General features: G+C 48.9%; 9 protein-coding genes. 6 read left to right on the top strand and 3 right to left on the bottom strand.

Translation table 11 applies throughout. From position 1 onward, the window contains the following. Positions 1-270 precede the first annotated feature (270 nt). From WBV75_RS06935 to WBV75_RS06945, 3 genes are all read left to right on the top strand, one after another. Complete coding sequence (locus WBV75_RS06935) at positions 271-2,655, top strand: hypothetical protein (RefSeq protein ID WP_424119908.1); 2,385 nt, start codon at positions 271-273, stop codon at positions 2,653-2,655. Positions 2,656-2,663: 8 nt separating this feature from the next. Beyond that, a complete protein-coding gene (locus WBV75_RS06940; RefSeq protein WP_424119909.1) occupies positions 2,664-3,566 on the top strand; it encodes a histone deacetylase family protein in 903 nt (300 codons plus the stop codon). An 80-nt stretch (positions 3,567-3,646) separates the two neighbouring features. Further along, positions 3,647-4,165 carry a ferritin gene (locus WBV75_RS06945; RefSeq protein WP_424119910.1) on the top strand — a complete coding sequence of 173 codons (519 nt, stop codon included), beginning with the start codon at positions 3,647-3,649 and terminating at the stop codon, positions 4,163-4,165. Between the two features lie 296 nt (positions 4,166-4,461). Here the strand turns inward: WBV75_RS06945 and WBV75_RS06950 are convergent, their stop codons facing one another. Further along, a complete protein-coding gene (locus WBV75_RS06950) occupies positions 4,462-4,878 on the bottom strand; it encodes a hypothetical protein (RefSeq protein WP_424119911.1) in 417 nt (138 codons plus the stop codon). 167 nt (positions 4,879-5,045) lie between these two features. Continuing rightward, positions 5,046-5,378 carry a single-stranded DNA-binding protein gene (locus WBV75_RS06955; protein ID WP_424119912.1) on the bottom strand — a complete coding sequence of 111 codons (333 nt, stop codon included), beginning with the start codon at positions 5,376-5,378 and terminating at the stop codon, positions 5,046-5,048. Positions 5,379-5,501: 123 nt separating this feature from the next. On the opposite strand from WBV75_RS06955, the gene WBV75_RS06960 reads away from it, so the two are divergent. Genes WBV75_RS06960 through WBV75_RS06970 form a run of 3 tightly spaced genes read left to right on the top strand, consistent with a single transcriptional unit; the run spans position 5,502 to position 11,582 of the window. Continuing rightward, positions 5,502-7,052, top strand: coding sequence for a M20/M25/M40 family metallo-hydrolase (locus WBV75_RS06960; protein ID WP_424119913.1), 1,551 nt, complete (start codon positions 5,502-5,504; stop codon positions 7,050-7,052). Between the two features lie 56 nt (positions 7,053-7,108). Continuing rightward, a complete protein-coding gene (locus WBV75_RS06965; RefSeq protein WP_424119914.1) occupies positions 7,109-8,401 on the top strand; it encodes a serine hydrolase domain-containing protein in 1,293 nt (430 codons plus the stop codon). Between the two features lie 37 nt (positions 8,402-8,438). Continuing rightward, positions 8,439-11,582, top strand: a complete 3,144-nt coding sequence (locus WBV75_RS06970; protein WP_424119915.1) for a VPS10 domain-containing protein — start codon at positions 8,439-8,441, stop codon at positions 11,580-11,582. A 5-nt stretch (positions 11,583-11,587) separates the two neighbouring features. Here the strand turns inward: WBV75_RS06970 and WBV75_RS06975 are convergent, their stop codons facing one another. Beyond that, positions 11,588-12,058, bottom strand: a complete 471-nt coding sequence (locus WBV75_RS06975; RefSeq protein WP_424119916.1) for a CBS domain-containing protein — start codon at positions 12,056-12,058, stop codon at positions 11,588-11,590. Between the last annotated feature and the right edge of the window lie 160 nt (positions 12,059-12,218).

Genomic DNA, 12,218 nt, shown 5'->3' on the forward strand with positions numbered 1-12,218 from the left:
GGCCAGTTGGCAGGGTCACTTCCCAAGATCTAATTTCTTTTTTGACTGCAAACTGCAACTGGGAACTGCATACTTTCAAAGAGTTCAAAGTTGAAGTTGGCAGGGCCAGTTGGCAGGGTCACTTCCCAAGATCTAATTTCTTTTTTGACTGCAAAGTGGGACTGGGAACTGCATAGTTTTTAACACTGCGTGTGGCCTGCTGTGAACTCTTAAGGGGCATCCCGCCTAATTGACGTTTTTTTACTATCTTTTTAGAAAAGAAATTGCGCTATGAAATGGATTGTATTTCTATTCTCATCGGTCCTGGCTGTGACCGGGTTAGTGGCACAGGAGGATTCCGGACTCGATCAGCTGTTTTCCGCTTTCACTTCCTATAGTGAATTGCCGAGGGAGGTGGCTTACGTTCACATAAACAAGTCAGTCTTTATCAAAGGGGAAGAGCTGGGGTTTAAGGCCTATGTGATGGACAAAGGCACCAAGAGGAGGTCTCTGGAAACCCGAAACCTTTACTGTATTTTAACCGACAGTGCAAACCGCACCATAAAGTCCAAAATGCTGCTTATCGAAGAGGGCGTGGGCCATGGCTCTTTCAGACTGGATAGCCTTTTTACAACAGGCACCTATGTCTTCCGAGCATACACGAATTGGATGCAGAATTTCTCGGAGCCGAATTACTACGAACAAACCCTGGAAGTCATTGATCCGGAAACGGATGAGTACAGGCCCCATACAATTTCAGAAAAAACCCTTGATGCCCAGTTTTTACCGGAAGGCGGCCGGGCTGTAGCCGGACTGGAGTCGGTATACGGGATAATTATAAAAGATGCTTCAGGTCAGGGTGTCCCGAACCTGGAAGGAAGTATCACGGATAAAGCAGGGCAGGAAATCACCCGGTTTAAGGTCAATCCCTTCGGTATTGGCCGGGTTGGGTTGCTTTTAGGGAAGTCGCAGGCTTATTATGCCCAGTTTAAGGATAACGAAAAAGAGTATCGCATTCCACTTCCGCCCACGTATCCGGAAGGTATTGTTTTAAAACTCACAGATCTTAAAACCGATATTGGCCTGAGTTTGGAAATGGTCCCGGGTCCCGTAACACCAAAGGATCAGTCGTACCATTTGAGTATCCACAACGGAGATGAAATCAAGGCCTTCCCGATTTCCTTTACCGGGAATTTAAAACAGCTTAAGGTTATCCCTAAGGCTGATCTGTACAGGGGAATGAATGTAATCACCTTAATGGATCAGAACTCCAGACCCCTGCTGGAGCGGTTGTATTTTAACGATAGGGGGCTCGAGTTTTTTGAAGCCTTTCGAACGCGGTCCGTCATAGACTCCGGGCAAGTAAAGGTGACTCTGGAGATTCCAGGGCTGGATACCCGGGCATTCAGCAGTCTGAGTCTCTCGGTGCTTCCCGATAATACGAGTTCTTACTCGCATGACCACAATTTACCCTCATATGCTTTACTGCAACCTTATGTCAATGGCCCCGTCCAAAATGCGGGGTACTACTTTGAGGATATCGATGCCCGGAAGCGTTATGATCTGGACAACCTGTTGATCACCCAGGGCTGGAGCAGTTATTCCTGGAATACCGTCCTGAACCATCCTCCCCTCTACCGTTTCGATTTTGAAAAAGGCATCAGCTATACGGTGAGATTTAATAAGCGGGACAGCGAAGACTTCTATATTTATCCCACGGCTAACAACCCGTCACAACTGTTGAAATTAAAGGACGGAGAGGTCGATTTTACCGTAGAAGAATTCTATCCGCGGGAAGGTGAAAAACTCGCCATTTCCGAAATTTCCAAAAAAGGAGGGACTACACCTCCAGGCGCTGCTGTTCATTTTAAACCAGCTGGAATTCCGAAATATACGCCGCGTTTCAATATTTCGATCCCGGGTCCTCCTCAAGAAAGGATTTCGGAGATAGAGTTTCCTCCCATATCCTTTGAAAATTTAGAAAAGCTACAATTACTGGACGAGGTCGTGGTCACTAAAAAAAGGGATGCCACGCGTATGGAGAAACTCAGGGACCGCAGCAACGGAAGACTTGATTTTTTTGAAATAGATGATCCGAGAAGAAACCTGACCCTGGCTTCCTATTTAAGTGGACGCGGATTTATTGTCAACGAGAACCTGGGCTCGGTTTCGATCATATCGCGAACTCCTAATAGCCCGAACAATGCCAGGCCTATTGTATATTTGGATGGCATCCTCCTTCAGGATTTCACACTGCTTTACAATTTCCTCCTGATTGACATAGATTATATTGAAATCAACAGGTCCGGGATTGGTTCAGGGATTATGGGAGGCGGAGGTGTTATCAAAATCGTTACTGACCCGAGCCTCCGATTCGCCCGGAGGGATGGGACACTTTCCTTTAACGAGTATGAGGTTCCCCTGGCCTATGGGGTTCAAAAGCGTTTTTACACCCCCGTATACCCCTCCTATACCAGTGCCTTTTTCAGGAAATTTGGAACTGTGGACTGGCATCCGGATGTCCGTTCGGATGAGAATGGGAAGTTCCATTTCCAATTTAAGGATTACGGGCTTGAACGCCTCAGGGTATTTGTTTCCGGAATTGTGAATGGGGAGTCGTACGCCCTTGGAAGTTTTTCGGTGATGCCCGGAATTGACCCTGCAAATTCCCAGTAAACCCGATCTTGCTTAAAATCGCCTATCATCCCATTTACAAGCACCCCCTGCCCGAGGGGCATCGCTTTCCCATGCATAAATATGAATTACTGCCCCAACAACTCCTGCACGAAGGCACCTGTACACCCGACAACTTCTTTGAACCCGGAATGCCCTTAGCGGATGATATACTAAGGGCGCATGACCCCGAATATTTCAGTGCCCTGAAGGAAGGTCGGCTCACGGCACGGGAAATGCGAAAGGTGGGCTTTCCGTGGAGCCCCGAACTTGTACAGCGGGAGCTCCGGATTGCCCAGGGCACCATTGAAGGCTGTCTTTTCGCCCTGGAACACGGGGTAGCGATGAATATTGCCGGGGGCACGCACCACGCCTATTCCAATCGTGGGGAAGCCTTCTGTATGCTGAACGATCAGGCTATCGGGGCACATTACCTGCTGGCGCACCAGCTGGCGAAACGTATATTGATCCTGGATCTGGATGTACATCAGGGCAATGGTACTGCTGAGATTTTCTCTGACATCCCGGAAGTCTTTACGTTCTCCATGCACGGAAGAGCCAATTATCCATTTCGCAAAGAAATCTCTGATTTGGATGTGGCATTGGACCCCGGGACTCCGGATACCCTTTACCTGGAATTGCTCGAAGCAAACCTGGAGGCCCTGGAAGAGCAGGTGCAGCCAGAGTTTGTATTTTATCTCAGCGGTGTAGACATCCTTGAATCCGATAAACTGGGTACTCTGGGATGCAGTCTGGAGGGTTGCCGGCGCAGGGATGAAATGGTTTTCAAATGGTGTCACCGCCTGCAAATTCCCGTTCAATGCAGTATGGGTGGTGGGTATTCTCCCCAGTTGCGGACGATCGTCAGCGCCCATGCCACGACCTATCGCCTGGCCGATCAGGTTTTTTTCTAGCTTGAGGAACCGGGCTACTTTAGAAGTGAAACGCGATTATAGTCCACTCCTTTTTGTAATTTTGTAAAAAATTTCCAAACATGTTAAACAAGAAATTAGAAAAGGCATTGAATGCACAGATCCGGGTTGAGGCTGAATCCTCTCAGGTCTATCTTTCAATGGCCTCCTGGGCCGAATTAAAAGGTCTGGAAGGTATTGCGCAGTTTATGTATAAACACTCTGATGAGGAGCGAATGCATATGCTAAAACTCATAAAATTCGTAAATGAGCGGGGCGGACATGCCATTGTTTCTGATCTTAAAGCACCTAAAACTGATTTTGGGAGTTTCCAGTCCATGTTTAAAGAATTGCTGGAGCATGAAATCTTTGTTTCCCAAAGCATCAATGACCTGGTGCACATTACACTCGAAGAAAAGGATTACGCCACACATAACTTTTTACAGTGGTATGTAGCCGAACAAATTGAGGAAGAGGCACTTGCAAGAACCATCCTGGACAAAATAAACCTGATAGGCAACGATAAGGGCGGACTCTATCTCTTTGACAGGGATGTCCAACAAATCGCTGTAGAAAGCGCTGCCGGCGAACCCGGGGCCTGATGTGTTAAAGTTTATTTAGATTGAATACAAATTATTAGATTTGTAGGAGCAGCCCTGCTCCTATGGGAAACAAGAAATACAAGTCTACAAAGAAACAAGCCAAAATAAAGGAGAAACGCCTTAAAGAACTGGCGAAGACTTACTGTTCCCCTGAAGGGTGCAAATCCAAGTGTTGCAAGAAGTTTAAAAAATGTGAGAGCAAACGCTGCAAAAAATGTCCCTGCAACGACCTTTTGGCTGAATTACATGCCCGGGAAGGACTTCAGAAAGTAGCCTGATATTCTTGGGCAGTTTTTCTATTGGGGATCCTGTCCTTCAAGTACATAAGAGACTTCCCATCCTCTGCCCCGCTTCAACTCGCTAAAAGTCACATAAGAATGAGTGGTGCCTGCATCAAATTGTAAGTACAAAGCGGCCTGGCGCAGATAAAAATCCCCGTGCCCGCAGGTCACTTTACATACCTCTGTATGTTTGAGATACGCCAGTTTTTTTCCCTGGCGGTAAGCCCTGTAGTTTTGTAAATTTTTTTGGCTAAGCATATGTTCAAACCTCCGCTGGTCGGTCCAGAAATCGATCTCGTCGGATTGATTCTTAAACTGCAACCCGTGCTCGTACTCGGCGTCCCGCGTGGCCTGCTCCATATAGAACCACTCGCTTTTAGAGAGGCGTTCTAAATCCGATAACCCGATATTCTCCTGTGCTAAAACGGGCATAAAGGCCGCGTTTAGCAAAAGCATCGGTATTATGAGCATCTTGGAGTTCACAGGGAGTGTTCTATATTAATAGACGGATCACTTCTTTAAAAGTTACAATTCTTCCTGCCCTTTTCATAAAAAAAAGGGCCCAAAAGCCCTTTTTATCGATCAAAGCCCGGCTAGAGCTACTTGCCAAGCATCAACAGTTCATTACATCGCACTTCTGTGGTGAATTTTCGCTCGCCTTCCGGGGTCTTATACGACCTGTGAATCAGCTTTCCTTCCACAGCCACTTCCTTGCCTTTGACCAAATAGCTTTCGACAATATCGGCTGTTTTTCCCCAGGCCACCACCTGATGCCACTGGGTGTCGGTTACCTTTTCTCCCTTGCCGTTTTTGTACGTTTCATTTGTAGCCACTGAAAACCGGGCCATTTTGCTCCCGCTCTCCAATACCATGACTTCCGGGTCCTGTCCCAGGTTACCGATCAACAAGACTTTGTTTCTCAATGCATTCATATACAAATTGTGATTTTAGATTCCCCCCAAAGGTCTGCATCCATACTGCGATTCCACAGCAGGAAACCTATAACTTTAACTCCTGTTTATGTATCTTTAGGACAACTAACCCACTTGTAACCCATGATAAAATATCTACTTGCCTTCGCCTCATTTCTAGTGCTGGCCCCAACTGCTATTGCGCAAAATACAGAGGCCATAGTCACAGAAATTCAAAAAGAAGCTACCGAAAATTCCCAGCTTGAAAACATGGCTCACGAACTCATGGATGTCATAGGCCCGCGTTTGGTAGGAACACCCCAAATGAAAAAAGCCCACGACTGGGCCGTAGAACGTTTTTCAGACTGGGGCATCCGGGCCGGGAACGAGCAATGGGGAACCTGGAGGGGCTGGGAGCGAGGGATCTGTCATATCGATCTGTTAGCTCCCCGGGTGGTATCCCTTCAGGGGCGTCAACTGGCCTGGAGCCCTTCGACATCTTCAAAGGGGATTACCGCAGAAGTGATTCCGTTACCTGTAGTATCCGATTCCCTCGCCTTTGTTCGCTGGTTGCCAGAAGTGAAAGGAAAATGGGTCTGCGTTTCCATGCCCCAGATCACCGGACGACCCGACTACAACTGGGAGGAATTTGCTACTGAAAGCTCTTTTGAGCAAATGAAAGAGAAACGGACTGCTCAGGAAAAAGCCTGGAGTCAAAACCTCAGAAATACCGGGTATACATCACGTACTCTTAACGCCGCCCTGGAAGCTGCCGGGGCCGCCGGAATTCTTCAATCCCGCTGGTCCAAAGCTTTTGGTGCCAACAAAGTCTTCAGCGCAAATACGGAAAAAATCCCCGTTATCGACCTCTCCCTGGAGGACTACGGTATGGTCTACCGCATGGCTGAAAACGGGGACCAACCCAAAATCCGCGCTGTAGCAGAATCCAAAGAATTGGGCAGGGTTCCTACTTTTAATACTATTGCGACCATACCCGGCCGGGAATTACCGGAGGAATACATTGTGCTCTCCGCCCATTTTGATTCCTGGGATGGGGGTACGGGAGCAACCGATAACGGTACGGGTACCCTGACCATGATGGAGGCTGCCCGGATATTGAAGAAAGTTTATCCGAACCCAAGGCGCACGATTATCATTGGACTCTGGGGCAGTGAAGAACAGGGCCTGAACGGATCCAGGGCTTATGTGGAGGACCATCCCGAGGTTGTGGAAGGCCTGCAAGCCCTTTTTAACCAGGATAACGGGACGGGAAGGGTTGTCCGGATTTCCGGGCAGGGATTCCTGCACTCCTACGACTATATGGGGCGCTGGCTCTCAGCGGTACCAGAGTCGATAACCGAGCATATAGAAACGACATTTCCAGGCAATCCAGGTCGCGGCGGCTCGGACTACGCCTCTTTCGTGGCCCAGGGTGCCCCGGCATTCTCCCTGTCCTCCCTGAGCTGGAGTTACTGGAATTACACCTGGCATACCAACCTGGACACCTATGACAAAATTGTTTTCGACGACGTCCGAAACAACGCCATCCTCACCGCTATCCTGACATATATGGCCTGTGAAGATCCGGAGCGTACTTCCCGTGAAAAAGCAGTTCTTTCTATCAATCCCAGAACGGGCGAGCAAAGGGAATGGCCCAGTCCCCGTCAGCCGAACCGGGAAGGCGGTAAGAATTAATTCCGGGGGAATACCGCCTTCTCAAAGTTTCTAAATCACCAAACTTTAACCCACATATGAAAGCCTTCGCATTTCTTTTTTTAACCCTGCTCATTCTGGCTTCCTGCCGGGAGCAACCCCAGACTTCCTATACAGAAATTAGAAGTTTAAAGGGGCAGGAGACCGAGGGGCTGGACCCGGACCGACTCAAGCGTATAGACCAAATGATGGAAGAGGCCATTGCCGAAGGAGAAATTCCCGGAGGGGTGGCCCTGATCGCCCGGAATGGGAAAATCGTATACCATAAAGCTTTTGGTCAGTCCGATACGGAGCAGGGTACGGCATTTCAGAAAAATGACATCTTTCGAATCGCCTCCCAAACCAAAGCGATTACCAGTACAGCCGTGATGATGCTGTGGGAAGAAGGCCATTTCCAACTGGACGAGCCTATTTCTAAATATATTCCGGAATTTAAAAACACAGGTATTCTCGCAACCTTTGTAGAAAGCGACAGCAGTTTTACGACCACCCCCCTTACAAGTCCTATCACCATCCGCCACCTCCTGACACACACTTCGGGTATCGGGTATGGGATGATCGACGGGGATCCCAGATTCAGGAAAGCTTTTGCCAAAGCGGGAATCACCGATGCCTTCACTGCAGAAGCAGTGACCCTTAAGGAGAACGTCCCAAAAATTGCCCAAATGCCCCTCCACCATCAACCCGGGGAAGGCTGGACCTACAGCGAAGGCCTGGATGTGCTGGGACGGTTTGTTGAAATCGTATCGGAGATGCCGTTTGATCAATTCCTGAAATCGCGGATTTTTGATCCCCTGGGGATGGAAGACACCTGGTTTTACCTGCCTGAGCAGCTCGCAGACCGACTCGTACCGGTACAACACAAGGAAGACGGTAGCTGGAAAGTATTCGAGACCGAGGTTTTTAATATTGATTATCCTATAGAAGGTGCCCGGAGTTTTTTCTCAGGGGGTGCCGGGCTCTCCAGCACAGCCAGGGATTACTTTGTTTTCCTTCAAATGATGCTTAACAAAGGAGTGTACAACGAGGTACGCCTGCTCAGCCGTACCACTGTGGAAACCATGATGGTCAACCAGATCGGGGATCACTGGGAGGGGGGTCCTGCCGACTTTAACCTCGCCTTCTCCGTAGTCAACGCTGATCATGGAGTGGCCAAGGGGGGATTGGGCGGACCAGGGACTTTTGAATGGGGGGGATACTTCAATACCCAGTATTTTGCAGACCCCGGGGAGCAAGTGATCGGAATACTCATGAAACAGACACAAGGAAATGCAGGAGATCAGACGGGATGGAAATTCAAGCAGATGGTCTTTGCCTCTATCGCAGACTAAACACATAACCATATCAGAAATACAACAACCTACTTCCATGAAGAAATATATTTTTACACCCTTGCTTTTACTGCTCCTCTGTAGTTCTGTTTACGGGCAGCGCAGAAAACAGAAAGCGCCACAACCTGTACTTTCAGATACATTGTTCCACGGGGTGCAGTGGCGAAACATCGGGCCATTTCGCGGGGGCCGATCGGTGGCTGTAACCGGGGTCGTAACACAACCCGGCACTTATTATATGGGAAGTACCGGAGGTGGTGTGTGGAAGACCACAGACGACGGTATGCACTGGGCAAACGTATCGGACGGATTCTTTAAAACCGGAACCGTAGGGGCTATTGCAGTTTCAGAAAGCAATCCGAATGTCGTGCTCGTCGGCATGGGCGAACACGCCGCCCGGGGCGTTATGACCTCTATGGGCGATGGGGTATACCTCTCCAGGGATGCTGGAAAAACGTGGAAACACCTTGGACTGGAAGACAGCAGGCACATTTCCGATGTGATCATCCACCCAAGGGATGAAAACCAATTCTATATTTCTGTGCAGGGTGCTCAATTCGGTCCTTCGAAAAACCGGGGCGTATATCGTACGCGGGATGGGGGTGCAACCTGGGAAAAAACCCTCTATGTAAATCCGACTACCGGGGCCTCGTCCCTTTCCATGGATCCGAATAATCCACAAATACTCTACGCCTCCATGTGGGAGCACGAACGATTTCCCTGGACGATGAAATCCGGAGGGCCGGGTTCCGGCCTTTACAAATCTACGGATGGGGGCACGACCTGGGAGCAGATGAAAAACGGGCTTCCCGAAGTGATGGGAAAATCCGGGATTTCAGCTTCAGGCGCGCGCACCGATCTGGTCTTCGCCGTGATTGAAGCCGAAGGCGACAAATCCGGTGTCTACCGCTCGGATGACGGGGGTAAAAAATGGCGTCAAATCAATAAAGATCGTATCAATATCACCCGTTCCTGGTACTATATGGAGATTTTTGCAGATCCGCAAAACCCCGAAATCGTCTATGTACTCAATGCGCCTGTAACGCGTTCCATCGATGGGGGAAAAACTTTTCAAACCCTCTCGACGCCCCATGGGGACAACCACGATCTTTGGATCCATCCCCAAGACAACCAGCGTATGATCAATGCCAACGACGGAGGGGCCAATGTCTCCAACAATGGAGGACGAAGCTGGAGCACACAGCAAAACCAGCCTACGGCACAATTCTACAGGGTTAGTACAGACAATCTGTTCCCTTATAACGTCTACGGAGGGCAGCAGGATAATTCGGCTATTGCCATCGCCAGCCGCACCAATGACGGAGGGGTCGACTGGAAAGACTGGTATTCGGTCGCCGGTTGCGAAAGCGCCTACCTGGCCTTTGACCCTGACAATCCCGAGGTGATATTCGGAGGCTGTTACCAGGGGATTATTGAAAAATGGGTAAAGGCAACACGAGAAGGCAAACCTATAAAGGAATATCCGGAACTCTCCCTTGGGAATGCCCCGGAGGATTTTAAGTACCGCTATAACTGGAATGCCCCGATTATTGCCGATCCGCATGATCCCTCGGTGATCTATCACGCGGGGAACGTAGTATTCCACTCCGGGGATGCCGGGCAGACATGGAAGGTGATCAGTCCCGACCTCACCCGGAATGATCCCGAAAAACAGGGGCCCGGAGGAATTCCCTTCACCAATGAAGCTGCCGGGGGTGAAAATTACAATACGCTCATGTATCTTACCGCTTCTCCCCACGAAAAAGGGGTTTTATGGGCTGGAAGTGATGACGGTTTGGTACACCTGACTCGAAATGGCGGGGATTCCTGGGAAAATGTGACGCCGGAGGGGATGCAGGAAGGCATCGTCAACAGTATTGAAGTTTCTCCCCACGATCCCGGGACGGCATACATTACCCTGATGCGATATAAATTTATGGACCTTAAATCCTATATCTACAGGACTTCGAATTACGGGGCCACCTGGGAACTCATCGTCAATGGCCTCGAAGATCCCCATGGTTTTGCACGTGTGGTTCGGGAGGACCCGATACGCAAAGGATTACTATATGCGGGAACTGAAACAGGATTGTATATTTCTCTGAATTCAGGCGATTTCTGGCAACCCTTTCAATTGAATCTCCCTGTCGTGCCCATCAATGACCTCACTTTCCGTCACAACGACCTCATTGCCGCAACAGCGGGACGATCCTTCTGGATCCTGGATGACCTCTCATTCCTTCAAGCGCATAGGGTTTCGGAATCACAATCCTTTTTGGCAGAGCCCCGGGATACCTACCTCTTTACGGGTGGCTATTCTGAAAAGCCCCGGCCGGGCCTTGGGCAAAATCCCAAATCCGGAGTGTTGTTAAATTATTATTTGCCGGCCGTTTCAGATTCTGCAGTCGTGACACTGGAAATACTGGAAGAGGGGCAGGTTATCCGGACCTTCACCAACCAACCTGACAAGGATTTCAAAACGTGGCCCGGTGGCCCGCCCAAGCCGGAGGTTTTACACGCAAAAGCGGGATACAATCGATTTGTATGGGATTTTCGAAGAGAAACCCTCCCGGCTGTGGAAAATGTATTCGTTATGGGGGACTACCGCGGATCGCGGGTGGCTCCGGGAACCTATACCGCCCGCCTTACCCATGAGGGTGTCACCTCGGAAAAACCATTCACGATTCTCCCACACCCCGGCATTAAAGCAACCCAGGCGGCCTATACAGAACAACAGGCGGCATTGCGACAAATTGACGAGGCCATCCGGGACATGCACGGAGCCGTGGGACAATTGCGTGGGGTCAAATCCCAATTACAGACACATCAGGATCTCTTAGAAGGAAATCCGACCGCAGAAGACTTATTGTCTAAGGGAGTTACCCTCCAGGAGGAAATCAGCACATGGGAAGAAAACCTAATCCAGCCAAAGCAAAAAACCTTTCAGGACGTGATTAACTTCAATAATCAGCTCAATGCGGAACTTATGGAGCTCAGATCGTATATCGATGTCGCTGAACCCGAGCTGACGCAGGGGGCTAAAGAACGCCTGTCCGATTTACTGGGCACGTGGAACAGCATGTCCGGGGAAAGGGACGCTATTGTAAATAAAGGAATGGCGGAATACAATGCCTTATATCGGCAATTGGAATTACCCGCCCTGATTATGGAAGAAAATTAGGAGGTTTATTTCCAGTTTTCTGCGCTCAGTTTAAGCGCAGCCACGACAATATCCTTTCGGGAGATCTGCCCGACCAGAATGTCGTCCTTCATCACCGGTAACCGCCTGCGGTTGTTCTTGTGGAATACGCCCGCGGCATCGAATATAGACATGTCATGAGGAATAGTCTCCACGTCTTTTGTCATGTATTTTTCAACGCTTTTATCCATGATGGGCTGATTGAAATACCGGCTTTCGGAGATCTGCTTCATACAATCCGCTTCGGATATAATGCCGACTAAAAATCCATTGTCATCAAGTACGGGACCTCCTGAAATACTTCTTTTGGCAAAAACTTCCATAACCTCCAGAATAGATTGTTCCGGGTGAAAAGTGACTAACTTTTTAGACATATAATCCGTAACCAAAATAGGAGCGTCGTACTCTTTTTTCGACCCTTCCTTGGCCCGACGACCCTGAAAGCTTTTTATACCCATGACTTTATAGTATTAGAATGGTTCTAATTAAATATACCAATTTCCACCAGATTTCCTATAATTCTGTGTATAAATACGCCTTACTGCGGGAATTTCTTACATTTAAAACCAAAGTGCACATATGAAACCTACAACTGCTGTAATCACTTTATTGCTATTA

This window comes from Robiginitalea sp. (assembly GCF_049588695.1).
Lineage (GTDB): Bacteria > Bacteroidota > Bacteroidia > Flavobacteriales > Flavobacteriaceae > Robiginitalea.